We start from the raw sequence: 26,383 nt of genomic DNA on the forward strand, positions 1-26,383 counted from the left end.
CTTTGCGCATAACTTACCATTTTTAATGATGGTGTTGTTATGTGCTATACTGCTGTCTTTACTTCTACTTTATTTTAATTTCCCGATAACGGAATTTTATGAGTGATAGGCCTCTTTCTCCACATTTACAAATATATAAAGTACAAGTTACTAGTTTTTTCTCTATTATGCACAGATTGACTGGTATCTTGCTATTCCTTTTATTAATGATACTTTCTTGGTATTTCATATTACATGTTTACTTTCCTGAGTTACTTATAGTAAGGTACTTAAATGCATTATTATTCACTCCTGTTGCTAAATTAGCTTATGTCTTATGTTTTATAAGTTTTGTATATCATTTTCTTAATGGTATTCGTCATTTATTGTGGGATGTTGGGCTTAATTTAGAAATTACTGGCGTTTCAAGGAGTGCTATACTGCTGACAGTAACGCTACTTCTTTCTACTATTGCTTTTTTATTTATGTTTATATGAGTCAATCTGGAAATTCAGTACATCATTGTTGGGTCCAGCGTGTTTCTGCGGTAATTTTACTGCTCCTGTTTCCTTGGTTTATCTATTCATTTTCTTGCGCATTTTATACTGATAGCTCTTTGTCTTTTAGTGAAAAATTTATTAATCACCCTCTAGAGCTTTTATTTTTTGTTGTATTGTTGTTTTGCATTTTTTGGCACGCAGTTCTTGGAATGCAGGTAGTGTGTGAAGATTATATACACAGCGTATCTCTAAGGATTTTCACAATTACATGCATAAAGTACTTATCAAGCATTACTTATATAACCCTCGCTTTTACAATCTTTGTCTTCTACAGGCATATTTTCTTGTAAAATTGCCAATTCTGTGTTAATATATTATTAGTGTACTAGTTTTATCATTGAACTATAGCGATTTTGGTTTAGCAATATGTTAGAGACATTGAAAAAGTGGGGAATAGACCTTACGCTAAAGGTGAAGGATCTATTTAGTTCATCTGAGTCTCAAGTTTATGTCAAAGACCTTAGAAAGGTAATGATATATGAGGATGGACGAAAGTATCAATATCCAAAAAATTATGATCAGATTGTAGATTCTGGGAGAGTTGTAAAAAAAAATGACAAGCTTGTAAAAGATAAAGACGGAAATCCAGAGTACCAGCTTATATATAATGAATACAAATTTGATCTAGCCTTGGTTAAGGAAATTGATAAAAAATCTTACTTTACTATTGACTTTTTAGTTAGTAAAGGTAGGCGTGAGGTTAATGATTATAGTAAATTTTATAAGCCATTTAAGTTTTCAAAAATAGATCTTGAAAAACACTTGCCGGTCTTTGAGGTTGATACTAAGTTACTTAGATTAACTAATTCTTCTTTTCTTGCTAAAAAAGGTTGCTTCATCAATGATGACACGGGAGAAGTTGATGAGAAAGATAGAGATGAAAAAGTAAGAAATGGAAAATTACTATACGCTAGTGATTACAAGAAGCTAAGCACCCATTTTTCAGAAATTAGAGGTCAGGATGGTAATCTAGAGCTAGATAAAAGTCTTATATCTGTTCCTATCGTTTTTGCTACAAGCTTGGCTAAAGTTTGTACTAAATTGTTGACCTCTCTTCCTATAAAGTTAGGGGAGTATTTAATAAGCGAACAAAACCCAATTGCAAAGTCTTTTGGCTATCTTTTGTTCACCCCTGCAATGGCAGTAAAAAATTTAGTGAATATGGGAGCTGCCATACTTAAGGCTCCAATTTTATTATTTGTAGCAGATAACAAGAAGTATGGTGATGCTTACTTCACTATGTGGAAACACCAATTGAAAGGATGTTGGGAAGAAGCGAAAAGTGACTTTAATGTTATTAAAGGCGGAGAAAGGCTAAAGCCAGGTCAAAAGGATCATAAGCCACTTAGTATAGTGGGCACATGGGATGAGCTTAACGCTAGAAGGCCAGGTATTGAAAAAGACTTAGAGAAGCCGTCAAATAAAAGTAGTGAAAGTATAGATAAATCTAGAGAACCAGATATTGGAAAAAGCTTAAAGAAGGAGAAGTTGCAAAACAAAAGTAATGAGAAAATAGCTGCGTCTAAAAAAGCAGATGTTGAAAAAGTGAGTGATACTCCTCATGTTAATGAAGTACTAAGCAGACGGAATTCATTGCAAGACGAAAAAATTCAATTACCTCCTCGCTAACCGGCCACTACTTTAAATTAACATTTACTTTCTTTATTAACTATTCCACAACAAAAACTTGCATGCATTTTACTATTAGTATAAGATATTAATTATTTAATTAATTTTCTTAACTATATGCGCCCTGTAATACTATGTGGTGGTAGTGGCAGCAGACTTTGGCCTTTATCGAAGCCAAAGCAATTTCAAAAAATATTTAGCCATAACACTATGTTTCAGAACACTTTATTGAGGCTAAAAAGTGGTTATATGCCACCCATAATTGCCACAAATATACAGTACGAGTCGTTAGTGAAGAAGGAGTTGCATGCGCTGCGAGAATATAAAGTGATTTTCGAACCAGTGAAAATTGGAACAGCAGCAGCGATATTAATTGCTGCGCTTCTCTGCAATGAAAACGAGATAATGTTAATTCTGCCTTCAGACCATTTTATAGGTGATTTGAATAATTTTTATGCTTCCGTTGAGAAAGCGTCTAAGTTAGTCTCTGAGGCTGACTCTATAGTTACTTTTGGAGTCAAACTTCATGAATTCGATTCTGAATACGGCTATATAAATGCAGTTTATGATCATAAGGAAAAGTATCATATAGTAAAGGATTTCATAGAGAAACCTGAGCATGTATTAAGTAATGATTATTATTGGAATTCTGGAATATTTGTGTTCAAAGCAAAACGCTATATATAGCTAACCGAAGTAAGATTTCCCCGAGAGCTGAAAGACAAAATCAATAGCCGAATTAATATTGGGCCAAAAGCTTGGCAGCACTTTTCTTATGGCATGCTTAATGGCAAACCAGAACTTCTCAATCGGATTTAAATCCGGTGAGTATGGCGGCGAGAACAAAATTTTACACCCAACATTTTCTATCAAATTTTTCGTTCTTGCAGATTTATGAAAGCTTGCATTATCGAGAACAATAGTCTGTCCAGGTTTTAATATAGGAACAAGTATATTTTCTACATAAGCATCAAAAATCTCGCTGTTGCAGTAGCCCTCAATTACCCAGGAAGCTTTAACTTTTCCCTCATTTAGTGCTCCTATTATGCTTACCCTCTTTCTTTTAAACCCTGGTTTATCGGCAAATAACCTCTTGCCTTTTTGAGACCACCCATATTCATAAAATCTGTTGTCTTCTACTCCAGAGTCATCTATGAATATCAAGTTTTCTTTTTCTATTCCTTCTATTTTTTTTATGAACTCCTTGCGTTTCTCTTCATTCCTTTCCTGATAAAGAAAAGTTTTTTTTATATGTATAGTTTACTTTTTTAAGATAATTGTAGACTGTGCCTTTGCACATGTTGCCAAATTTTTCAATTATTTTTTCAACCGTAATATCTCGGTTTTCATCCAGAAATTTGACAAAGCCATCTAAGTATTTAATTTTATGACTATGTCCCTTTTGGTAGCCTGAAGACGGTTTTATACTTCCTGTTTCTTCTCTTCTTTTCCTCCACCAGTATATAGTTTTTCTATCAATTTTGAACATCTTGCTTACTTCTTCCATAGTCATTTTTTTCTCGTCAACCACTTTTAAAACTCGTTCCCTCAGGTCCTCACTATATGGCTTGCCATCATTCTACCTTAATTAAAGCAGTATTATACCTTTTTACACTCCTTTGAGGAAACCTTATTTCGGTTAGCTATAGATGGCTTTGTCAAATTTCTGGATGAAAACCGAGATATTACGGTTGAAAAAATAATTGAAAAATTTGGCAACATGTGCAAAGGCACAGTCTACAATTATCTTAAAAAAGTAAACTATACATATAAAAAAAACTTTTCTTTATCAGGAAAGGAATGAAGAGAAACGCAAGGAGTTCATAAAAAAAATAGAAGGAATAGAAAAAGAAAACTTGATATTCATAGATGACTCTGGAGTAGAAGACAACAGATTTTATGAATATGGGTGGTCTCAAAAAGGCAAGAGGTTATTTGCCGATAAACCAGGGTTTAAAAGAAAGAGGGTAAGCATAATAGGAGCACTAAATGAGGGAAAAGTTAAAGCTTCCTGGGTAATTGAGGGCTACTGCAACAGCGAGATTTTTGATGCTTATGTAGAAAATATACTTGTTCCTATATTAAAACCTGGACAGACTATTGTTCTCGATAATGCAAGCTTTCATAAATCTGCAAGAACGAAAAATTTGATAGAAAATGTTGGGTGTAAAATTTTGTTCTCGCCGCCATACTCACCGGATTTAAATCCGATTGAGAAGTTCTGGTTTGCCATTAAGCATGCCATAAGAAAAGTGCTGCCAAGCTTTTGGCCCAATATTAATTCGGCTATTGATTTTGTCTTTCAGCTCTCGGGGAAATCTTACTTCGGTTAGCTATAGCAGTAATCTGGAAGTCATTCGAGAAAGTCTCAAAAAACTTGAAAAGGAAATTATAGCTTTTGCTAAACAGCTTCCTGGATTTAATAATCTCATCAGCATTAAAGGCATTGGTGCAATTTCTGCAGCTGTCTTCGTTGCAACAATTGGTGATATTAATGATTTTAGTAATCCCGAAAAACTGACAGCTTATTTTGGAGTTGTACCGCGAGTTTCTCAATCTAATCAACAATGCACAATAGGAAGAATCACCAAACGTGGATCAAAAATAGGACGTACTTCTTTGGTGCAGTGTACTTGGATTGCTATACGTTATAGTCCTTACCTGAAAAGTTTTTACGAACATGTGAAGAAGAAGCGTGGTTCTGCTAAGGCTATTATTGCAGCTGCCAGGAAGTTTCTCACAACTATTTTCTATACTCTTAAAAACAACTGGGTTTTTAAAGATTTTACAAAATATGAAATTTCTTATTGACAACAATCATAGGAGTAAAAATATCTAGTTTTCAAATAAAGAAAAGTCTACAATTATACGAAGTTTCAAGAATATAATGTTTAACCTCAAAATATTTTGTAATGTCCATTGCCTTTGAAATTACTATGGCTGCTTGCTATTTGCGAGCGAAAAATGCCAGATTTTGCTCTATAATGACTTTGTTCTCTATTATCGGCATTGCCCTTGGAGTTGCAACACTAATAGTGGTGATGTCTGTGATGAACGGATTCAGAGCAAAGTTGCTTGACTCAATACTTGGCATTGATGGCCATATTAATGTTTATTTTGATAGGAACATAAATTCAGATTACTGCACAGTTTCGAAATCTATTGAGAAAATTCCTGGTATATTAAAAGCTACTCCTATGACCAATGATCAAGTTATTATTGTAGCAAATGGTAAAATTGCAGGTAGCGTAGTGCGAGGTGTGTCAACTAAAGATTTGCTTGATAGTACTACCATTACAAATAATGTAATTATAGGTGATGTAAAAAAATTTGATGAAGGGATAATAATAGGAGCACGATTGGCAGAAGCTTTGAACGTTGACTATGGCGACGAAATTACGTTTATATCATCTGAAGAATTTGATGCATTACTTGGTGAAATGCCGCGAATGAAAAAATATAAAGTTATAGCAATATTTGATATGGGTATGTTTGAGTATGATAATACCTTGATATATATGCCTCTAAAATCAGCACAAGCCTTTTTTAATTATGAAAATAGCATAAAAAATATAGAAGTACTTGTAGACGACGTTACTAGAGCTGGTGAGCTGGCAGATGCTCTAGAAAAAGAAATAGGAATGAAAGCTGAAAGTTGGCAATCACAGCAAAGCCATTATTTTAGTGCTTTAAAAACTGAAAGAAATGTGATGTTTTTAATTCTTACTTTGATTATAGTTGTAGCAGCGTTTAATATTATCTCAAATTTAATGATGATAGTGCAAGAAAAGAAATCCGCGATTGCAATTATGCGTACATTTGGTGCAACAAGTGGAAGCATTATGCGCATATTTTGCGCTTGTGGTCTATTAATCGGTTTTACGGGAACTTGTCTTGGCTGTATTATAGGTGTCGTTTTTTCTCTCAATATCGAAAGTATTAGAGTGTTTTTAGAAAACATTACTAACTTCAAGCTGTTTGATCCTATGATATACTTTTTTTCAAGTTTACCGGTGATATTAGTCCCTCAAGATGTAGTAAGTATTTCTGCACTTGCGTTACTCTTATCATTTTTAGCGACAATTGCTCCTGCATTGCAGGCAGCTGCACAAGATCCTGCGGAGATACTACGTTATGAATGATACTCAGCAAAAGTACATAGGTTGGTTCTTAATTGTATTGTTATTTACCGGTTACAACACAATAAATAATATAATCTTTTTAAAAATAAGTCAGCAAGAAAGCGAAGACAATATAAATGTTTTAGCGGAAAAAATAGATGAATTCAGAATGTCACTTGAAGTTAATCAATCCAGGGTAGAAAAAAAGATATTTGACTTAAAGAGAGTTCTGCACACTCAATGTGAGCAAGGTGATGGTAGCTCAAGGCATAAGAACCTCGCAAGATTGCTGCTACTTGTAGTTAAAATGAAGAATTCGTTATTGCGAGAAGCAAAATTTGATAATCATATAAATTCAATAAAGCCTTTGATATCAGAGCTTGATGATCCAGAGATAGAAAATGCAGTAAATGAATTGGAAAGTTTGAAAGAGGTAGATACTTTACGTGAGTTGAAGTTATCTTTTGAGAAGACCATTGCTGTTATTAACTACAATAAAAGTACATTGTCTAAAAAAATCATTTCAAACTGGATTAGAATACAAGATAAAAATGACCCATTAAGGGCAAAATTCGCAGAAATTGAGGAGTCAATAAACGATAATGATTGGCAAAATATAACTGTTACAGTAAGCAATTTAACGCATTCAGAATTCAAGCCATGGCTGAATAAATTGAATGGTTTTATTGTAGCTTCTAAGAATATTTCAACAATATATCATCACTTATTACAATATATCTCATGATTTATTTTATAATTTTCGCTCTTTCGTTTTTATTTGGCATATGGGTCAAGGTAAGTGGTGAAGTAATAAAATTGGAATTAGGCAATTACACTATAAGTATTGATCTATATTTCATTATTTTTACTTGTGTAGTTTTATTATTTTTATTAATTACACTTGTACGCTTTTTTTCCTACATTTTATCAACATTTGCCAACATAAGAAATAGAAGAAGGGATAGGGAAGAATTGCTTCTCTTTGAAGCTTTCTTTAGCATAGACTTAAACAATATAGAGAATGCCCAAAAGGTAGTTAAAAGTCTAAATGAGAAGAGCGATAGGTTGTCTTTAATAAAGCTCTTTAACTCAGGTAAGACGCGAAATTACAGCTTTTTCAGTAACGGTTTAACAAATATTGCAAATAAAAATCGTAACTTAGCTCTACTTCTGGCCAATAAGCTGATTGTTCATCTCAAACAAGAAAAAGTAGTCTTTCAAGAATTTATAGAATATTGCTCTAGTTCAATTAATGATAAAATGCTATCTATTCCCTTTCAAATAGAGCATTGCATATTGAAAGAAGATTGGATTAATGCGATTTTGAGGTTAAAGGAAGCAGTTAAGTTCAATATTTTTCTTCCATTTGACCATAAAGAAATGTTTGCAGTTTTTTATTGTGCTTTGGCAAAACAATATGAAAGTAAATGGGATTTTAAAGGAGCTATAAAGTCTTTATTCAGAGCACAAAGTTATTATGCAACCTTTCGGTCCATCAATTATTTAAAAGCAGAATTATATATTAAACTTGGAAAAATTAGAAAAGCTTCTGCAGTGCTAGAGGCAGAATATGCAGTAAATCCTACTCCTCAGTCAGCTAAAATGTACATCAATTTAAATAGTAAAGGTGCTGAAAGACTATACAACTTACGCCCTGATTATTATTTTAGTTACTGTTTACTTGCTTTGTCCTCAATGAGTTCAGGTAAATATGATCTTGCAAGTCAATATTTAGACACTGCTATGAAAAAGGCTAATTACATGTCAATCTACTTTATTGTAATACAACTTAAGGTTACATTGCAAGAACACGACAAGGTAATTTATTGGCTAAACAAGATGGGCTCAGAAGCTTTGCCTGATCCGGGCTGGAAGTGTAAAAATTGTAACAGAGAACTAAAGCAATGGGATCATAAATGTTCAAATTGCAATAGTTTTAATTGCGTTTATTATATATTATAAGGTTCCACAAAGTGTGATGATAATAATATATGGGAAATTACCATCAAAGACCTCTATTGAACAATTTTTGGAGTAGATCTCTTAATATAACCCTTGTTTCAAAATAATAAACCTGCAAGTTTTTTAGTTAGACTTGGTTCTAATGTCAAAAAAACTTGCTTTTAGACACTAACAATTATATATTTTAATAAATCAGGGTTGTATACAAAATGAAGAGCTTAAAGGAATTATCCTTAAGAATTAAGAATATTAGGTCTGTACAGAAAACCACGAAAATAATGCAAATGGTTTCTGCAGCAAAGTTATTACAAAGCCAAAAGAAATTATCAAATTCAAAATTATATATATCTAAGCTGCATAGCATTATTTCTTCATTAATGCTATCAGTTGATCAAAAATTACTGGCAAAAATTCTAAATATCAGTAATGACGGTTCTTACCTAGTATTCATTGTTGCGTCTGATCGTGGCTTGTGCGGCAACTTTAACTCTTCTATTGTCAAATTTAGTCAAGAGCATGTAAATAAGTCAATCGCAAATGGCAAAAAAGTAGATATTGTATTTCTTGGTAAAAAAGCTTTTGATGTAGGTAAAAATAGATTTGACTCTAAAAGTATCTTAAAAATTGAAAATAGTAAGGGGATCACGTTAAAGCACGTAGAAGCTTTGGTTGATGGTATAGATTTAAGTAAATACGATAAAGTTAAAGTTTTTTATAGTAAATTCTATAATACCTTCACGCAAAAACCAATGTTGGAAACAATAAAACCATGGAGTGAAGACTCATCCTTGATTGACAACTCTCTGGCTGGTCCAACAACAGATTACGGCTATGAGTATGAACCACAAAATATTGAATTTATTTTAAAATCTTTGGTTCAAGATTACGTTGTAATTGCTCTTTACTCTGCTTTGCTTGAAAGTGCAACAAGTGAGAATAGTGCTAGGATGGTTGCTATGGAATCAGCAAACAGAAACACTAAAGAGATGCTGAACAAACTAGCATTGCTTTATAATCGTTCTCGTCAAGCAGCAATTACAACTGATTTAATTGAAGTTATAGGTGGTGCAGAGTCTTTATAAAAATCTAAGGAATAGAAAATGAATATATTAAATATTGCAGCAGATATCACTAAATTAATAAAAAAGCAGAATCAAGATGCGGAAGTTACAATATATGAAACTAATAAGACTTCAGTTTCTCAGCGTCTATCAAAAATTGAGCAAATATCACAATCTAAAAATTGCACTGTAGGAATCAGAGCTATAGCAGGTAAAAACAAAGCTGCGTATATTTCTACAAACGATTTGAATAATCTTAGTGATACGGTAAGTCAAGTGGTAGAAATGGCAAAGAATGCGCCAGAAGATCCTTGCATTAATTTTGCTGTAAATGGTAGTAATTATATCTCTTCTGCAGATTTAAGTATCTCAGATAATAATGTTGTAACCGTTGATAACCTAAAAGAAATTGCTGAAGCTGCAGAAAATTCAGCCCTTGCACATAAGAGTATCACTAATTCTGAAGGAGCCTCTTCTTCATACGCTTTAGTGAATACAGTATTATCGACTGTTTCTGGTTTTATTGGCTCGTTTAGTAAATCAACCTTTGCTAATCAGGTCTCTGTTGTTGCTGGAAGAGAAAGTGAAATGAAGGTTGGTTACGATTATGATATAGCATGTAATTTTAGTGATTTAAAGTTGCCAGAGTTAATGGGAAAAGAAGCAGCAAAAAGAGCAGTTGATCAATTGAATTCACGTACAATTAAAACTGGTAAATTTCCAGTTATTTTTGAAAAAAGAGCAGCAAAAGGGCTAGTAAAAAGTTTTGCTTCTGCTATAAATGGGAGCAGTATTATAGGCAACAGTTCTTTCTTGAGGGGTAGTTTAAACGCTCAGATTTTCAACGATAGAATTAATATTATCGATGATCCATTGTTGCCAAGAGGCATAGCATCGAGACCATTTGATGGAGAAGGGGTAACTAGCAAGAAAAATATATTTGTAAAAAACGGAATATTACAAAATTGGATTTTAGACTTATACTCGGCTAGAAAATTAGACTCAGAAACAACCGGAAGTGCAACTCGTGCAAGTAATGCTGCAGTTATTCCTGCAGCTAGTAACCTCTACATTGAGAATGGTAATGTATCGTTTGAAGAATTAATTCAGGAAGTGAAAGAGGGAATATATGTAACTGATTTATTTGGTTTTGGTGTTAATTTAATCAATGGCGATTACAGCCAAGGCGCTTCCGGATTTTTTATAGAAAATGGAAAAATAACGTATCCAATACATGAGATTACCATTGCTAGCAATTTGAAGGATATGTTTAGCAATTTAGTCGTTGCAGATGATCTAACTTTTTGTGGGCAATTTAATTCACCAACGATTAAAGTTAGCGAAATGACGGTTGCAGGTTCGCTTAACGATTAAAAAATTTATTTGCATTAAGTACAACAATTGTGTATTATTGTCATGTAATGTTAAGGATAGACTATGGAGTATAAAGGTTTAGTTTCAATAGCTAAGCTTAAAGCATTCTCAATCGTAATTTCAAAGTTTTTCATCACATTAGTAATGTTAGTTAATAATTTAGGAGTTGTTTAAATGGAATTTGGTAATGTAAAATGGTTTAATGCCGAAAAAGGCTATGGTTTCATCAAGCCAGAAGGTAAAGGGGGTGACGTTTTTGTACATATTAGTACGTTGGAACGTTCAGGAATAAGGCCTGAGACACTTAAAGGAGAGAATAAAGAGAAGGGGATAAAAGGAGAAAGGGTGAGTTATGAGGTTAAAGAGGAGCGCGGTAGAAACGGAGAAGATAAAAAATCTGCAATAAATTTAAGATTGGAAGATTAATCTATTATGAAGTCTTTTAATAGGGTTAACGTATTGTGAATAATTTTCATGAGATGGGTCTCCCAGCTTCGCTTACACAAGCTCTAGATAAAAATAATCTTTTCGTCCCAACTCCGATTCAAATACAAGCGATTCCCTTAGCGCTACAAGGTAAAGATATTCTTGGGTCTGCTCAAACGGGAACTGGAAAAACTTTGGCATTTGCTATTCCGTTGGTTGCTAAGTTGCTGAATGAGCCTAACACTGGTTCAGCTTTAGTCATCGTGCCAACCAGGGAGCTTGCGCATCAGGTAACAAATGAGATAAGAAAACTCTTATTTCAAAATTCTGCACTAAGGGTTGCTTTATTGATTGGTGGTGAGCCTATTTTTAGGCAGCTAAATCAGCTTCAGAAAAAACCACAAATTGTAATAGGTACTCCTGGTCGTATTATAGACCATATTGAGCGTAAAACTTTGATTACTCGCAATGTTAGCGTTCTTGTGCTTGATGAAACGGATCGTATGTTTGATATGGGCTTTGGAATTCAAATTGAAGGGATCATGAAATATCTGCCAAAAATACGGCAGACTCTTATGTTTTCTGCAACTCTTCCTAGTGATATAGTTAAACTTACTGAGAAGTACCTTAATCGACCAGAACGTATTTCTGTTGATTGTGAGGCTACAACTTCTGTAAAAATTAAGCAAGAGATTGTTTATGCATCAGAATCAGAAAAATATGAAAAGCTTGTTACACAACTATGTCAGCGCGAAGGATCAATCATTATCTTTGTCAAAACAAAGCAAGGAGCGGATCAGCTAGCTAGCAGATTGCACAAAGATGACTATAGCGCTTTAGCAATTCATGGTGATTTAAGGCAGCACAAGCGCGAAAGGGTCATTAATTCTTTTCGTCGTGGCCGCAATCAAATCATGGTTGCAACAGATGTTGCTTCTCGCGGCCTTGATATTCCCCACATTCAACATGTTATCAATTATGATGCACCACAATCGCAAGCTGACTATATTCATCGTATAGGCAGAACTGCACGTGCTGGAGCTGAAGGGCATGCGCTATCTTTTGTTACACCTCAAGATAAGAGAAGACTGCCTGCATTGGCAGACAAAGAAGGGGAGCCAAATTTTGATTGTAGTGTGCAATTTAAAAAACGTAATAGCAAAAAGGTCTTTAAAAGGCTAAGTACGTTAAAGACTAAATACGGTAGAAAAAAGATCAATGCATTTAAGAAGAAAAGCAGAGTACTAGAAAAAGCTTATTAAATAGGATTTACCTACAACTTGATAAGCGTAAAACTCGTCATTCCTCTACTCATTAGCGGAATCTATGTTGAGATATCGCGGTGCTATGACGTAGATCCAGAGTGGGGATTCAAATTGGCTACAGCGAACTGCTGGATTTCAATTTTTTTAATAATTGTGTGCTATTCATTATATATGAGTTCCCACTTTTAAAGAGAATAGGAGATGATTTCCAAAAACTTAGAGGCAAGTTTGAATAGAGCGCTACTCATTGCTTCTAATTTTAATCTAAAATATGCGAAAGTAGAACATTTATTGCTGGCGTTAACTAAAGACATGGATGTAAATTACGTTTTATCAAGATGTAATATCAGAGCCGATGAAATCATCAATATGGATAACATTCTATCAAGATGCAATATTAAGGCTAATGATTATAATAATAATATAAAAGGGTTTTTACAAAGCAGTTCTGAATTGATTATCAGTGGAGTTAAACCTAGCTCAATGTTTCAATGCATAATACACAGAGCAATAATACGGGCTCATAGCTTGGGGAAAAAAGAAATAAATGGAGCAAGTGTTCTAGTAGAAATTTTGTCTGGGCAAGATTTATACGTTGAAGATCTATTGCAGAAACAAAGTGCGAAAGATTCCAATTTGATTTACCATATATCTAATATGAAATACTCTAACGATATAGATGAATACACCACCAATCATAAAGTAAGACTTGATAAAAATAATGACGCTCCTACTACAGTAAATAAAGGTGAGCTACTAAAAGATGAGGAAATTCTACAAAGTTATTGTAAAAATTTAAATGACTATGCAAGAAGCAAAAAAATAGATTATGTTATTGGTCGTGATTATGAATTAAATCGCACTATAGAAATATTATTGAGGCGTAGAAAAAACAACCCTTTATATGTTGGAGACCCAGGTGTTGGCAAAACAACAATAGTTGAGGGTTTGGTATTGAAGATCATTGAAGGCAGTGTTCCCAATGCGCTCAGGTCCAGTATAATTTATGCTTTGGATTTAGGATCACTCCTTGCAGGGACACGCTACAGAGGTGATTTTGAAGAGAGAATAAAATCTATAATAAAAGCGATTGAGGTAAAACCAGGTGCTATCCTTTTTATTGACGAAATACACACTATCATTGGAGCAGGTTCTACAAGTGGTAGCTTTCTTGATGCAGGTAACCTACTCAAACCTGCGCTTGCAAGAGGTACACTACGTTGTATAGGTGCAACTACATATAGAGAATACAGCACTAGTTTTGAAAAAGATAAAGCACTAGCGAGAAGGTTTCAAAAAATTAATGTTAAAGAATCTTCTGTTAATGAAACGATAAAGATACTAGATGGCATAAAGCACTACTATGAAGGGTATCATGGAGTATATTATACAAAGAATGCCATTAGGTCTGCGGCTGAACTTTCGCATAAGTATATTACTGGGCGAATATTACCTGATAAAGCGGTTGATGTTATTGATGAGGCAGGGGCATATTGTAAATTGCTGAGAAACAGGGGTAAAATTGTAAATAGTAGAGATATTAAGAATACCATTACTAGAATTACAAATGTGCCTTGCGGATCTGAATCTGATGATTTGCAGAGAGTAAAGTCTTTAAAAGCTAATCTAGAAAAGGTGATTTTTGGCCAAGAGCAGGCAATAGAATCTCTTGTTAATTCTATTAAAATTGCTAAATCTGGGTTGAGAAATTACAATAAGCCTTTAGCAAATTATCTTTTTGCAGGGCCAACCGGTGTTGGTAAAACCGAGCTAGCAAAACAATTAGCAGAAAGCATGGGCATGAATCTTATACGCTTTGATATGTCCGAATATATTGAATCTCATACGATATCAAGGATGATTGGTTCTCCTCCTGGATATGTAGGTTATGATCAGGGTGGATTACTCACAGAGTCTGTATCTAACAATCAATATAGTGTTGTGCTGCTTGATGAAATTGAAAAGGCCCATAGCGATATCTATAATATATTGCTACAAATTATGGATTATGGTTGTGTTACAGACACTTACGGACGTAAAGTTAACTTTTCCAATATAATTTTAATTATGACAACTAATGCAGGAGCAGTTGAACGCAGCAAAAGTTTTGTTGGCTTTGGGCATAAAAATTTTAACATTGGTGATAGCGAAAAAGCAATAGAACAGGTTTTTAGCCCTGAATTTCGTAATCGTCTTGATGCGATTATTTCTTTTTCTGACTTAAATACGGATGTGATTTTGCATATTGTGGATAAATTTGTCCTAGAAATGAAAAAGCAACTGACGCAAAAAGGCATAAACTGCTTGGTAGAGGATGAAGTGAAATCTTATCTTGTACAAATGGGTTATAGTAAGGAAATGGGAGCACGTCCGATAGAGAGACTTATTGAAAAAGAGATAAAAAGTTACTTAGCGGAAGAAATACTGAATCGTAAATTAACAAAAGGAAAGAAATTAAGAATCTATATGAATAAAGTAGAAAATAAAATTGCTTTTGATATAGTTTAAAATCCTTGTATTGAACTTCATCTTTGTTACAATTTATAACTTAAATTTAATTTGAATTATAGTGATAAGTGATAAAGTAAAACAAGTCCTAAGCTACTACGAAAGTGAAAACCCCGGGGTAAAAGCAAATCTTGCTCGTATTCTCATGCATGGAAAGCTTGGCGGTACTGGCAAGTTAGTGATTCTGCCAGTAGATCAAGGATTTGAGCACGGGCCAATAAAAAGCTTTGAAGTTAACCCTGATGCTTATGACCCACATTATCATTTTCAGCTTGCAGTTGATTCGGGAGTAAGTGCATATGCTGCTCCACTTGGTATGATTGAAGCTGGTGCTTCAACTTATGCTGGAATGCTCCCACTTATTTTGAAACTTAATAGTTCCAACTCCTTACATTCAAAAAATCTGACTTCTGATCAAGCAATAACCTCTTCTGTGAAAGATGCACTGCGTTTGGGCTGCTTGGCTGTTGGATTTACTATATATCCTGGTTCTGCTAAGTGTTTTGATATGATGGAAGAAGCCCGTGAAATCGTAGCTGAAGCCAAATCTTATGGGCTTGCAGTAGTGCTATGGTCTTATCCACGTGGTGAAGGAATTTCCAAAGAAGGTGAAACAGCAGTTGATGTTATTGCCTATGCTGCGCACATAGCAGCTTTACTTGGCGCTAATATAATCAAAGTAAAACTTCCAACTCAATATTTGGAAAGGGAGAAAATAGAAACAGAAAATATTGAATCATTATCTAAAAGAATTGAATATGTTAAAAGATCTTGTTTTGCAGGGAAAAGAATAGTAGTTTTTTCTGGTGGTGAATCGAAGGAAGTAGATGACATATGCAATGAAGCGAAAGAAATTAAGCAGGGTGGTGGTAATGGTTCAATCATTGGACGTAACACTTTTCAACGCAAAAGGGAGGAAGCTTTATCTATGCTAAAAGATATAATGGATATCTACACATAAAAAATGGCTGGGTGGCAGAATGGCTTATGCGGAGGACTGCAAATCCTTTTATACCGGTTCAATTCCGGTCCCGGCCTCTTTCATTTTCTACATCTTCTACATCTTGTAAAAGTTGCTCAATTCAACAGTAGCTTTAAGTGTGTAACCTATAGAGAAAGCTTATCCATTATTCATAAGTAAAATCAATTTCTTTTCAAGTTATGGTTATACTCTTATAGTGTTGCATGGTAAAAAATAAACTAAAAATAAGCAAAGTGTTTTACAAAATGATATTACGTAATTTATTGTTTTTACTGCCGCCTGAAGTTGCTCACTCTTTGGCAATCATGGCATTAAAGAAAATACCTTATAAGAATCCTATAGAGCTGCCAGAATCTTTGAGTGTAAATTTTTTTGGTAATAAGCTCAGAAGCCCCGTGGGCCTGGCTGCAGGTTTTGACAAAAATGCAGAAATTATAAGACCTATGCTTTCATTTGGTTTTGGGTTTATTGAAACTGGTACTGTAACTCGTAATCCACAATATGGAAACAAAAAACCAAGAATTTTTCGGTTAATTAAAGATCAAGGGGTAATTAACAGATTGGGATTTAACAATAAAGGAATAGACTATTTTCTTAAACAAATAGATGAAACCAAGCTTGATGACTGCATTTTTGGCATAAATATAGGAAAAAATAGTGCATCGAAAGACCAAATTAGTGATTATGTTGATTTAATAAAGATGGTATATGGAAAAAGCAATTATATAGTGCTGAACATCTCGTCTCCAAACACGCCTAATTTACGCAATCTGCACAATAAGCAAGAATTATCGAAATTGTTGAAATCCATAACTCTAACCCGGAAATCAATTGATAATTCCGCAATAATATTAAAAATCTCACCAGATATAGATCAGCAAACGAAAGAAAATATTGCTGAGCTTGCGTTGGAATATAAGATTGACGGATTAACAGTAAGCAACACTACGGTAAGTAGAGATAATCTGCATTCCCACCACAACGAAAGTGGCGGATTGAGTGGCAAACCACTGTTCAAACTTTCAACCGAGTTATTGGGCGATATGTACAAATTTACTAAGGGCAAAATATTATTGATAGGGTGCGGAGGAATCTCAAGTGGTGCTGATGCATATAAAAAAATAAAGGCAGGAGCCTCTTTGGTGCAGTTGTACACTGCTCTCATATACCACGGACCTCAAGTTGTAAACAAAATTAATCTAGAACTTGCAGAACTAATAAGGAGAGATGGATTTAGTAACATTAGTGAGGTGGTGGGTTGTATACATTAATTTTGGAAGTTGGTGGTATTATTTTAATAAAATAAAACTAATTCTCTGGTATAAAGGTGGTAGAAAGTGCTTTTCTTTTAAATAATGGGTATGAAGAGTTTGAATGATGCAATATCTAAGATCATTGATTATAAATTTACAAATTATGCAATATTAGAAGAGGCACTAACTCACCCAAGCGTAAATAAAAGGAATAGCAAAAACCAGATTGTAAGCTACGAAAGACTAGAATTTTTGGGCGATAGTGTTTTGAATATGGTCGTATCTGCCATACTGTTTAAACTATTTCCTGAAGAAAAAGAAGGAGCATTGGCAAAAAGAAAGACGGTTTTAGTTTGTGGCAACACCATTGCTAATGTTGCTAAAGAAATAAAATTAGGCAGCTTTATCATCATGAATAATAGTGAACGCTGCAATGGAGGGAGATGTAATCTAAAAAATTTAGAAAACTCGCTTGAAGCACTAATAGGTGCAATTTATATTGATGGCGGACTTGAAAATGTTGAAAAATTTATTACCCAATATTGGGAAAAGCTAGCTAAAGGCACGCTTGACCCCCCTCAAGATCCTAAAACCTCACTGCAAGAGTGGACTCAGAAAAACAAATTGCCTTTACCAGAGTATGAGCTTGTAAAACAAACTGGACCAGCGCACAATCCTGAATTTACTATATCAGTTTGCATAGAAGATTATGGTAAAGTTTCTGCATGCGCTTCTAGTAAAAAGATTACTGAACAAAAAGCTGCTGAGTTGATGCTAGAAAAAATTGGAAAAGACGCTTCAGTTTAGGCAAAATAGGCATTAATAGACTTCTTTCAAAATTCATATAAGGAGCTCAAAATTGTGGATAGCAGCAATCAAATTAAATCTTAAACCAAAAAGTTTTCGTCGGTTTCTATGTCTATCGGAAATGATTTTGTATCCGTTCAGCGGAGTGGCAGAATAAGGTAGACAAGGTGATCTAAAAAGATAATCATAGAGCAAAAATGTGGTAAACCTTTTAGAGCCTGTCTTCAAACTCAAGAATGAGCTAATTTGTGAAGCATAATAGTGATCATATTAAAAAAGATGTTGTTTTTTGAAGTGAGAGGAGAATGCTCATAATCCTTACTCATACGTCTAAAATTGGAGAGCCAAGCAAAGGTTCTCTCAACAATCCAACGTTTGGGAATAACCTGAAATCCTGTATCAACTATTTTCTTGGTAATCGTCAATAAACATCCAGTTTCCAATAAGCAGCGGTTTTGCAATTTACCTGTGTATCCTTGATCAGCAAAAAACTTATGTAATGTTGGAGCTTTGCATTTGGCTTGAACAAAAAGATTTAGTGCACCATCACGATCCTGAATGCTTGCACTTTGTACTTCAGCAGCAATTACAAGACCTACAGTATCTACAACGATGTGGCGCTTTCTACCCTTTACTTTCTTGCCAGCATCATATCCTCTGGATCCCCTTTTTGAGTAGTTTTTACTGATTGGCTATCTATTATTCCCACTGATGGAGTTTCATTCTTACCAATTATCTCTCTTACTTTTTTAACTAGAAAATCATGAATCTCTTGCCATATTCCACTTTTTTTCAATCGCTAATTACAACTATACACTGTTTTCCATGGTGGAAAATCTTTAGGCAGTTGTCTCCATTGACATCCTGTTCTCATCATATAGCGGATTGCGTTAATAATTGTTCTAATACTATGTTTTCTTGGTCTACCGGTCTTTTTAGGTTCAAAATATAGCTCTATTATCTTCCATTCTTTGTCACTTATATCGCTTGGGTACATTTAAAATATATCTTATAACACACTTCTTAACTCCTTTCTACTTAGTTTGAAGACAGGCTCTAAGAACGTTACTTTTTATTAAATTAGTAATCTATCTTTACCAAATATAAGCCAAAAGGTGGTGCAGTAACTCCAGCTGCATTTCTTTTGCATTGGCTTAATATATTTAGCATTTCTTGCGGATTGGTTCTATTTTTTCCAAATTCAACTAAAGTACCCACAATGATCCTCACTTGGTTATGTAAAAAGGAAATAGCAGATATTTTGATGTGTATATGATTCCCATTTTGTATTATATCGATATCATCAATTGTTCTCATCGGATTTGCGGCTTGACAATCTTTTGAACGAAAACTTGAAAAGTCATGTTTTCCAAGTAGATGTTTAGCAGCTTCACGCATAATATTTACATCAAGTGGGTTAAACACTTGCCATACATAACCTGTATCCAGAGCGGCAGGAGCATAGCGATTAACTATTCTGTATTCGTAATATCTTTTTTTTGCTGAAAACCGTGCGTGAAACGCATCATCTACAACTTCTGCATTAAGCACGACTATGGGAATTGATTTTAAATGATAATTTATTGCGTTTCTTATTCTATAAAGCTCAAATTCCTTTTCCATATCAAAATGAGCAATTTGTCCTAAAGCATGAACCCCTGCATCAGTCCTGCCACCGCAGTACAAAGTAACTTTCTCACCACTAAAATTAAATATAGCATTTTCTATGGCTTCCTGGATTGAATTAGCAGAATGTTGCTGCTTCTGCCAGCCAGAGAAACTACTACCATTGTATTCTATCGTTATTTTGTATCGCACTGCAGAGTCTATCTAACTTTCTATCTTAATATAATTTAGGTAACTAATTTTTCTACGATAACGTTCTTCGTTATTAAAAAACCCTTGGCAGGTTGTTCACGTTCGATTATCATGGAAGTTATACAAGTTAATAAATGATCCATGGCAAACAACTCAGAAGAAAGAAATAATGATAAGCAAAAAGCATTAGATAACGCAATAAGCCAGATTGAAAAAGCATTTGGTAAAGGTGCAATAATGAAGTTGAAGCAAAACCCTGTAGAGAAAATAGACACAATATCCACAGGATCAATTGCGCTTGATTCGGCTCTAGGTGTTGGAGGTTTGCCAAAAGGACGTATAATTGAAATATTTGGTCCCGAGAGTTCTGGTAAAACCACTCTTGCCTTGCACGTGATTGCTGAAGCACAAAAAAAAGGAGGATCATGCGCATTTATCGATGCAGAACATGCATTGGATGTCTTATATGCTCGTAAACTTGGGGTAAGCACTGATGATTTAGTAATTTCGCAACCAGACACTGGGGAACAAGCATTACACATTGTTGAGTACTTAGTGTGTTCTGGTGCGGTTGATGTGATAGTTATTGACTCTGTTGCAGCGTTAACTCCAAGAGCTGAAATTGAAGGTGATATGGGTGATCAACATATGGGGCTGCAAGCAAGGCTTCTAAGTCACGGGCTACGAAAGCTAACCTCTGCCGTTTCAAAAGCGAACTGTATATTGATATTTATTAATCAAATTCGTATGAAAATAGGAGTAGTGTATGGGAATCCTGAAACTACCACGGGTGGAAATGCATTAAAATTCTATACTTCTGTAAGGCTTGACATAAGAAAAGTTGGTGTAATAAAAGACAAAGAAAATATTACAGGCAATGAAACAAGAGTTAAAGTTGTAAAAAATAAAGTTGCTCCTCCATTTAGAGAAGCGAAATTTGATATAATGTACAATGAAGGTATATCAAAACTCGGAGAAATAATAGATATGGGAGCAAAGCTTGGTGTGCTTGAAAAAGCAGGTGCTTACTATTCATATAACAACACACGTCTTGGACAAGGAAGAGAGAATGTAAAAACTTACCTAAAAACAAACAAAGAAGTCGCAAATGAAATAGAAATGAAAATCAGAGATTTACTCAGAAATCATGATAATTCTATTATAATAGACGAGGATAGTGAGCAACTTTTAGAAGAATCAGTGTTCTGATCTAAACTTAGTTTGTGTTGGATGGGTTGTTACAGTATGACGTTAACTCTATGTGTGCTAATCTGTAATGTTACCTTGTATCAAGAGGACTTTGCTGAAGCAGTTAAAAAAAGCTTTTCATGAGAAATTATAAATGATAAATTGTTAACAATAGGTTATTGTGAATAAGATTATGTGTTTTAGTTTACCTAATATAAACAGGGAAGGTTATTTATTTATAGTCGTTGCCTTTATAGTAACGTGTATAGCATTCTCTATATCTTGGGGGTTTGGTGTTACGTGCTTGTTTCCGACATTATTTTGTACTTATTTCTTTCGCGATCCAGCAAGAGCTGTGCCAAACAATAAGGATCTTATATTAAGTCCTGCTGATGGTGTGATTTCAAAAATTGAAGAAGTTAATTATCCTTTATCTGCAGAAAATGGAGAAGAGAAGAAGTTCACGCTTGTTAGCATATTTTTAAGTGTTTTGAACGTCCATGTGAACCGTATACCAATATCTGGTACGATAAAGGAAATGAATTATAAAAAAGGCAAGTTTGTATCCGCAATGAGCAATAGGTCTAGTAATGAAAATGAAAAGCAGGTTATTGTGATTGAATACGAAAAGGGAAAAGAAATTATTGTGGAGCAAATAGCTGGATTAATTGCACGTCGTATCGTTTGTAATTTAGGAGTATCCCAGAATGTGAAAGCAGGTGAAAGGTTTGGAATTATAAGATTTGGTAGTAGAGTGAATATTTATGTTCCTGCTGATATAGAAGTCAGAGTTTCAGAAGGGCAAACTGTTATTGGTGGTGAAACAATTATAGCAAACTTAAATAAGGAAAACGTTCAAGAGAAGCTTACTTTTGACGTTATATGAATAACGATGGAAGTAACAGTAGATTCTTACCTATTACTAAATTATTCCCAAACTTTATAACTTTATTGGGTTTATGTTCTGGTCTCACTTCACTTAAATTTACATTTAATGAACAATGGGAATTCTCAGTAATTTTTATCATCATTGCAGCAATAATAGATGGAATGGATGGCAGAATAGCTAGAATTCTAAAATCAACTAGCGATTTTGGAGCCCAGCTTGATTCTTTTGCAGATTTTCTAAATTTTGGTGCAGCGCCTGCATTTCTTTTGTATTTTTGGAAGCTAAACGAAATCAAAGTCATAGGTTGGATTTTAGTAATGATATACGTAATCTGCATATCAATAAGACTTGCAAGATTTAATGTTTCGCTACACTCAGAACAATCACACTGGGAAAAATTTTTCTTTTCTGGTGTTCCAGCTCCAGTGTGTGCTTTACTTTCTTTGTTACCAATAATTATTACCTTTCAATCTCATGAGAGTGAATACTTACTTCTCATAGAGCGATTTTTTAACACAAGAAACGTAGCTTGTTACTTTCTGGCCATTTCATTTTTTTCGATAAGTCACATTCCAACTTTCTCTGCAAAATATATTTATGTTCCCAAAAGCCTATCCTATATATTTGTGTCATTTTTTGGAGTACTTATTATATTTTTTATCAGTAAGCCCTGGATGACGCTACCAATTTTAGGTGTAGTGTATGTACTTACTATTCCAGTAAGCACTGGGCTTTATATATATTACTCGTATAAAGCTCGTTAGCTATAAGTTATAATAAAAAGTAGTGAGCAGCATGATTGTAAAAATAAGTGAACTGTTAAATTCATTTCTGTACATAAAGATATTCAACATTCCATTTATAATTATTTGGGTAATTGCAACTGGGGTTTTTTGTACCATCCAATTCAAATTCACTAACTTTAGATTGTTCAAGCATGGAATACAGACGCTATTCAATCTAAAGTGTAATAACAATAACAATGGCATAATCACTCATATTCAAGCGTTTGCAACAGTAATTTCAGGAACAGTTGGTCTTGGAACAATATCAGGAGTTGCAATAGCTATCACAATAGGGGGCCCAAGTGCAGTTTTTTGGATGGTAATTACCGGAATACTTGGTATGTCGATAAAGTTTGCCGAGGTGGTGCTTGCATTCACCTATCGCTCTGAAAATGCAACTGGCGGGGCTTTTTATTACATGAAGTACGGGCTTGCAAAAATTGGATTTGTAAAAACTGGTAGATTTCTTGCCTTTACTTATGCGATTATGCTACTTATTGCAATGATTTTGGGCGGTATACCATTTCAAGCGAATCAGATAGCAGCATTGTCAAATAACCTCTTCGAATACAACGCATCTATTATTATATCCCTGCTTGTCTTTATTGTAATATTGGGAGGAATAAAGCGCATTGCTTTCGTTTCAACGAGCTTAGCACCAATTATGATAGTGCTATATATGGGTATGTGTATATATTTAATTTATGTAAACAGAAGTAATTTGCTGAATGCTCTATCCATAATATTCCAAGACATCTTCAATAAATCAGCTATAGGAGGCGGAGTATTGAGCGGATTAATAGCAGGAGTGAGAAGATCAGTGTTTGCTAACGAAGCAGGTACCGGAACAGCAGCTATAGCACATTCAGCTGTAAAAGAAGAAGATCCAATTAAAGTTGGATGCGTTGCAATGATTGCACCACTTATAGACACAATATTAATCTCATTTTTGACTGGTATCGTGGTAATTATTACTGGTATGCATAGCACTGATAACGTGGGTGATATTACACTAATTAGTTCGGTATTTTCAACAGTTTTACCCTTGTTCAGCAAGTTAGTTTTTCCGCTAATGATGTTTTCCTTTGCATTTTCTACAATAATAGCTTATTGTTACTACTGTGAAGTTGCTCTGCTGTATTTATTTGGTAATAAAAAAATACTGATACCGTTCCAAATTCTTATAGTGGTTTCAGTGTATATTAGTTGTATGTCAAAAAATATAGAATTTATATCTTACCTAGGCGACAGTTTGTTCATGTGCCTTATGATTCCAAATGCTGTTGCAATATATCTACTAAGAAGGGAAGTTTTGAATACAATAGATTCTTATTACAATTCTAAAGGGTATTAACATGATTTATAGATTACTTTGTATGGTGTTATTTTGCCTATTGTTTAATGATGTGTACGCTGCTTCAGGTTTTTATGAAAGTTATGATGCTGTGTTGAATGGAATAAATAACTTCATGAATGAAGTGCTGTTTTTCAAAATCCTTTACGTGCCATTTATAATCTTTCTACTAGCTTTTGGTTATGTGTTTCTAACATTACGTTTTGGATTTCTTAACATAAGAATGTTTAAGCATGCATTTGCTATTTTATGTGGAAAATATGACACGAATCATCATGATGGTCATATTACGCATTTTCAGGCATTTATGACTGCACTTTCAAGCACAGTAGGCCTTGGAACTGTTGTTGGAGTCGCAATTGCAGTTTCAATAGGAGGGCCAGGAGCGGTGCCTTGGATGATGATTACAGGTTTTTTTGGTATGTCAGCAAAATTTGCCGAAGTGACTTTAGCATTTAGACATAGAACAGAAGATCAGGAGCAATTGTTTAGTGGTCCCTTTCAGTATATAAGGAATGGTCTGGAGGAATTTGGATTTAAAAAACTTGGTATTGTTTTAGCTGCAATATATGCAGTATTCTTTGTATTATCAGGTCTTGGTGGAAGTGTAGCGTTTCAAACCAACCAAATGGTTTCAATATTATCTGGCTATTCAAGTTGGGTAGATGGTCACTCTTGGTTTCTTTCTTCCATAATCTCTGCGCTGCTTGCTCTAGTGATTATTGGCGGAATTAAAAGGATAGCTAGAGTATCTTCTGCACTAGTGCCTATTATGTCACTTATATATATCTTTAGTTGTATTATTATTATTGCATTTAATATTCATAACCTTGGTTATACGTTGAAAATATTATTTTCCACTATGATAGATTTCAATGCTGTTGGCGGAGGGATGGTAGGAGCATTTGTTGCTGGAATTCAAAGGGCAATCTTTGCCAGCGAAGCGGGTGTTGGTTCTGCTTCAATTACTCATGCAACAACTAAAGATGAAGAACCAGTAAGAACTGGACTAGTCGCTATGATAGAACCATGCTTTGACACAATGTTAATTTGCTGTTTAACAGGAATAACGATAGTAATAACAGGTGCATACCAGACTAGTGTTGGTGAAGGGATATTAATTACTCAAAAGGCATTTGAAACTGTTTCTTCATGGTTTCCTATACTTTTAACCATAGCTGCACCTTTATTTGCATTTTCTTCGGTAATTTCATTTGTATATTGTTGTGAAATGGGGTGGCTATATTTATTCGGTGCAAAAAGTATAGTGATATATCGCATAGCGGTAATAATTGTAGCGTTTTTCTCTGGTCTTTCTAAAGATATAATGGCTATTGCCAATATCGGTGGAACTTTGTTCTCTTGTTTAGCTTTGATCAACATGACAGCGCTTATACTGTTTAGCAATCAGATTAACGATGAAGTTCAGTGCTACCTAAAAAGGCTGAGGAATAATAAAATTAATTAAATTTTGGCATATGAAGGTACAACAACAGATGTCATTTCAGTACCATCTTCTTGTCATTCCAGTAACTGACACACAATTGTACGAACTTTATATTTTAAAGCAACATGTACAACTAATGGTGTCATTCCAGTGCCATTTTCTTGTCATAGCAAAACTCCCTCTTGTCATCCCAAAACTCTTTCTTGTCATCCCAAAATTCCCTCTTGTCATCCGAGTAGCTGACACTGGGATCTATTTTGTATATAGTTCCACCATAGTGTTATGTTTTAATGTAAAATTTTATATTTATCTACTAGATTCGTTTGCGAACAAAGTTCGCTGGATCCCAGTGTCACGCACTGGGATGACAAGAGAGAGGATGCTAGAATGATGGAGAGGTACGTAATCCTTATACTATCCTACATATTAGGTTCAATACCGTTTAGCTTAATCATTACAAGAATAAAAGGGATAAACTTAAGAGAAGTAGGTTCAGGAAACATTGGCGCTACAAACGTTGCAAGAACAGGAAATAAATGTCTTGCTGCTCTGGCATTACTTCTGGATTCCTTAAAAGGATTCATCGCCGTTTATATAGCACAACAATTTTGTGATAATAACGATTTTTATATATATGTATCTGCAATTTTAGCAGTTTTAGGGCACATGTTTCCTATTTGGCTAAAATTTAAAGGAGGCAAAGGAGTTTCAACAACTCTGGGAGTGTTGATAGCACTTAATATGCCAATCGCCTTGATATTTATATTTGCCTGGATAGTGGTATTTTTTATCTTTAGATACTCTTCTCTTGCTTCATTAATTGCTATTACAATAGCCGTGATAACTTCATTCTTTTTCAAAGTGGATCTATTCTTAACATTACTAATTATAGGAGCACTGATTTTTTTAAAACACCACAGAAATATTGTGAATCTTCTGCAAGGTAAAGAGTATAAATTTTATAGATAATGTACT

The 26,383-nt window shown here is 34.3% G+C and carries 28 protein-coding genes, 1 tRNA gene and 2 pseudogenes; 24 read left to right on the forward strand and 7 right to left on the reverse strand.

Features of this window, described 5'->3' with window-relative positions:
* Window positions 1–98: 98 nt before the first annotated feature.
* From sdhC to ACFELZ_RS08175, 4 genes are all read left to right on the forward strand, one after another.
* Entirely contained in the window at window positions 99–476 is a 378-nt protein-coding gene (gene sdhC, locus ACFELZ_RS08160; protein ID WP_265033417.1) for a succinate dehydrogenase, cytochrome b556 subunit, read from the forward strand.
* Window positions 473–829 carry a succinate dehydrogenase, hydrophobic membrane anchor protein gene (gene sdhD, locus ACFELZ_RS08165; protein WP_375316119.1) on the forward strand — a complete coding sequence of 119 codons (357 nt, stop codon included), beginning with the start codon at window positions 473–475 and terminating at the stop codon, window positions 827–829. The genes sdhC and sdhD overlap by 4 nt, the downstream gene beginning before the upstream one ends.
* A 76-nt stretch (window positions 830–905) precedes the next feature.
* Entirely contained in the window at window positions 906–2,168 is a 1,263-nt protein-coding gene (locus ACFELZ_RS08170; RefSeq protein WP_375316120.1) for a hypothetical protein, read from the forward strand.
* 117 nt (window positions 2,169–2,285) lie between these two features.
* Complete coding sequence (locus ACFELZ_RS08175; protein ID WP_375316121.1) at window positions 2,286–2,855, forward strand: sugar phosphate nucleotidyltransferase; 570 nt, start codon at window positions 2,286–2,288, stop codon at window positions 2,853–2,855.
* On the opposite strand, the gene ACFELZ_RS08180 is transcribed toward ACFELZ_RS08175, so the two are convergent.
* Window positions 2,856–3,425 carry an IS630 family transposase gene (locus ACFELZ_RS08180; RefSeq protein ID WP_375316694.1) on the reverse strand — a complete coding sequence of 190 codons (570 nt, stop codon included), beginning with the start codon at window positions 3,423–3,425 and terminating at the stop codon, window positions 2,856–2,858.
* The gene (locus ACFELZ_RS08185) at window positions 3,385–3,699 is read right to left on the reverse strand and encodes an IS630 transposase-related protein (RefSeq protein ID WP_375316012.1); all 315 of its coding nucleotides are present in this window, start codon (window positions 3,697–3,699) and stop codon (window positions 3,385–3,387) included. Before ACFELZ_RS08185 ends, ACFELZ_RS08180 begins: the two co-directional genes overlap by 41 nt.
* Window positions 3,700–3,991: 292 nt before the next feature.
* Between ACFELZ_RS08185 and ACFELZ_RS08190 the strand changes: the two genes are divergently transcribed.
* The 14 genes and pseudogenes from ACFELZ_RS08190 (at window position 3,992) to rnc (ending at window position 17,927) form a co-directional block, all read left to right on the forward strand.
* Entirely contained in the window at window positions 3,992–4,501 is a 510-nt protein-coding gene (locus ACFELZ_RS08190; RefSeq protein ID WP_375316670.1) for an IS630 family transposase, read from the forward strand.
* A gap of 4 nt (window positions 4,502–4,505) precedes the next feature.
* Window positions 4,506–4,979: pseudogene (locus ACFELZ_RS08195) on the forward strand (transposase); the annotation flags it as partial.
* A 101-nt stretch (window positions 4,980–5,080) separates the two neighbouring features.
* The gene (locus ACFELZ_RS08200) at window positions 5,081–6,310 is read left to right on the forward strand and encodes a lipoprotein-releasing ABC transporter permease subunit (protein ID WP_375316122.1); all 1,230 of its coding nucleotides are present in this window, start codon (window positions 5,081–5,083) and stop codon (window positions 6,308–6,310) included.
* On the forward strand, window positions 6,303–7,034 hold the full coding sequence (locus ACFELZ_RS08205; RefSeq protein WP_375316123.1) for a hypothetical protein: 732 nt from the start codon (window positions 6,303–6,305) through the stop codon (window positions 7,032–7,034). Before ACFELZ_RS08200 ends, ACFELZ_RS08205 begins: the two co-directional genes overlap by 8 nt.
* Complete coding sequence (locus ACFELZ_RS08210; RefSeq protein WP_375316124.1) at window positions 7,031–8,251, forward strand: heme biosynthesis protein HemY; 1,221 nt, start codon at window positions 7,031–7,033, stop codon at window positions 8,249–8,251. The genes ACFELZ_RS08205 and ACFELZ_RS08210 overlap by 4 nt, the downstream gene beginning before the upstream one ends.
* Before the next feature lie 209 nt (window positions 8,252–8,460).
* The gene (gene atpG, locus ACFELZ_RS08215; RefSeq protein ID WP_375316125.1) at window positions 8,461–9,333 is read left to right on the forward strand and encodes an ATP synthase F1 subunit gamma; all 873 of its coding nucleotides are present in this window, start codon (window positions 8,461–8,463) and stop codon (window positions 9,331–9,333) included.
* A gap of 18 nt (window positions 9,334–9,351) precedes the next feature.
* Entirely contained in the window at window positions 9,352–10,686 is a 1,335-nt protein-coding gene (locus tag ACFELZ_RS08220; RefSeq protein ID WP_375316126.1) for a TldD/PmbA family protein, read from the forward strand.
* A 174-nt stretch (window positions 10,687–10,860) separates the two neighbouring features.
* Window positions 10,861–11,112 carry a cold-shock protein gene (locus tag ACFELZ_RS08225; RefSeq protein WP_064124857.1) on the forward strand — a complete coding sequence of 84 codons (252 nt, stop codon included), beginning with the start codon at window positions 10,861–10,863 and terminating at the stop codon, window positions 11,110–11,112.
* Between the two features lie 35 nt (window positions 11,113–11,147).
* Window positions 11,148–12,374, forward strand: coding sequence for a DEAD/DEAH box helicase (locus ACFELZ_RS08230; RefSeq protein ID WP_375316127.1), 1,227 nt, complete (start codon window positions 11,148–11,150; stop codon window positions 12,372–12,374).
* 204 nt (window positions 12,375–12,578) lie between these two features.
* A complete protein-coding gene (locus tag ACFELZ_RS08235) occupies window positions 12,579–14,885 on the forward strand; it encodes an AAA family ATPase (protein ID WP_375316128.1) in 2,307 nt (768 codons plus the stop codon).
* A 64-nt stretch (window positions 14,886–14,949) separates the two neighbouring features.
* Window positions 14,950–15,846 carry a class I fructose-bisphosphate aldolase gene (locus ACFELZ_RS08240; RefSeq protein ID WP_375316705.1) on the forward strand — a complete coding sequence of 299 codons (897 nt, stop codon included), beginning with the start codon at window positions 14,950–14,952 and terminating at the stop codon, window positions 15,844–15,846.
* A gap of 5 nt (window positions 15,847–15,851) precedes the next feature.
* Window positions 15,852–15,923: transfer RNA gene (locus ACFELZ_RS08245), tRNA-Cys, on the forward strand.
* Between the two features lie 147 nt (window positions 15,924–16,070).
* Window positions 16,071–17,138: a quinone-dependent dihydroorotate dehydrogenase gene (locus tag ACFELZ_RS08250; RefSeq protein WP_375316129.1), complete on the forward strand. Its 1,068-nt coding sequence runs from the start codon at window positions 16,071–16,073 to the stop codon at window positions 17,136–17,138.
* A gap of 90 nt (window positions 17,139–17,228) precedes the next feature.
* Window positions 17,229–17,927 carry a ribonuclease III gene (gene rnc / locus ACFELZ_RS08255; protein WP_375316706.1) on the forward strand — a complete coding sequence of 233 codons (699 nt, stop codon included), beginning with the start codon at window positions 17,229–17,231 and terminating at the stop codon, window positions 17,925–17,927.
* Between the two features lie 33 nt (window positions 17,928–17,960).
* Here rnc and ACFELZ_RS08260 read toward each other — a convergent pair.
* The 5 genes and pseudogenes from ACFELZ_RS08260 to truA all read right to left on the reverse strand — a co-directional run.
* Window positions 17,961–18,068: pseudogene (locus ACFELZ_RS08260) on the reverse strand (IS5/IS1182 family transposase); the annotation flags it as partial.
* An 89-nt stretch (window positions 18,069–18,157) separates the two neighbouring features.
* Complete coding sequence (locus tag ACFELZ_RS08265; protein ID WP_375316701.1) at window positions 18,158–18,616, reverse strand: transposase; 459 nt, start codon at window positions 18,614–18,616, stop codon at window positions 18,158–18,160.
* A complete protein-coding gene (locus tag ACFELZ_RS08270; protein WP_375315781.1) occupies window positions 18,559–18,723 on the reverse strand; it encodes a hypothetical protein in 165 nt (54 codons plus the stop codon). Before ACFELZ_RS08270 ends, ACFELZ_RS08265 begins: the two co-directional genes overlap by 58 nt.
* A gap of 3 nt (window positions 18,724–18,726) precedes the next feature.
* Window positions 18,727–18,924, reverse strand: coding sequence for a transposase (locus tag ACFELZ_RS08275; RefSeq protein WP_375315805.1), 198 nt, complete (start codon window positions 18,922–18,924; stop codon window positions 18,727–18,729).
* Window positions 18,925–19,007: 83 nt separating this feature from the next.
* Complete coding sequence (truA, locus tag ACFELZ_RS08280; protein ID WP_375316130.1) at window positions 19,008–19,745, reverse strand: tRNA pseudouridine(38-40) synthase TruA; 738 nt, start codon at window positions 19,743–19,745, stop codon at window positions 19,008–19,010.
* A gap of 141 nt (window positions 19,746–19,886) precedes the next feature.
* On the opposite strand from truA, the gene recA reads away from it, so the two are divergent.
* The 6 genes from recA (at window position 19,887) to plsY (ending at window position 26,377) form a co-directional block, all read left to right on the forward strand.
* Window positions 19,887–20,954: a recombinase RecA gene (gene recA, locus ACFELZ_RS08285; protein ID WP_264687864.1), complete on the forward strand. Its 1,068-nt coding sequence runs from the start codon at window positions 19,887–19,889 to the stop codon at window positions 20,952–20,954.
* A 172-nt stretch (window positions 20,955–21,126) separates the two neighbouring features.
* Entirely contained in the window at window positions 21,127–21,819 is a 693-nt protein-coding gene (locus tag ACFELZ_RS08290) for a phosphatidylserine decarboxylase (RefSeq protein ID WP_375316707.1), read from the forward strand.
* Window positions 21,816–22,586, forward strand: a complete 771-nt coding sequence (locus tag ACFELZ_RS08295; RefSeq protein ID WP_182183504.1) for a CDP-alcohol phosphatidyltransferase family protein — start codon at window positions 21,816–21,818, stop codon at window positions 22,584–22,586. Before ACFELZ_RS08290 ends, ACFELZ_RS08295 begins: the two co-directional genes overlap by 4 nt.
* Before the next feature lie 31 nt (window positions 22,587–22,617).
* Window positions 22,618–23,961 carry an alanine/glycine:cation symporter family protein gene (locus ACFELZ_RS08300; RefSeq protein WP_375316708.1) on the forward strand — a complete coding sequence of 448 codons (1,344 nt, stop codon included), beginning with the start codon at window positions 22,618–22,620 and terminating at the stop codon, window positions 23,959–23,961.
* 1 nt (window position 23,962) lies between these two features.
* The gene (locus ACFELZ_RS08305; protein WP_375316131.1) at window positions 23,963–25,429 is read left to right on the forward strand and encodes an alanine/glycine:cation symporter family protein; all 1,467 of its coding nucleotides are present in this window, start codon (window positions 23,963–23,965) and stop codon (window positions 25,427–25,429) included.
* A 369-nt stretch (window positions 25,430–25,798) separates the two neighbouring features.
* The gene (gene plsY, locus ACFELZ_RS08310; protein WP_375316132.1) at window positions 25,799–26,377 is read left to right on the forward strand and encodes a glycerol-3-phosphate 1-O-acyltransferase PlsY; all 579 of its coding nucleotides are present in this window, start codon (window positions 25,799–25,801) and stop codon (window positions 26,375–26,377) included.
* The last annotated feature ends 6 nt before the right edge of the window (window positions 26,378–26,383 follow it).

Origin of the sequence: Wolbachia endosymbiont (group A) of Colletes cunicularius (assembly GCF_964264715.1) — a bacterium.
Classification (GTDB): Bacteria; Pseudomonadota; Alphaproteobacteria; order Rickettsiales; family Anaplasmataceae; genus Wolbachia.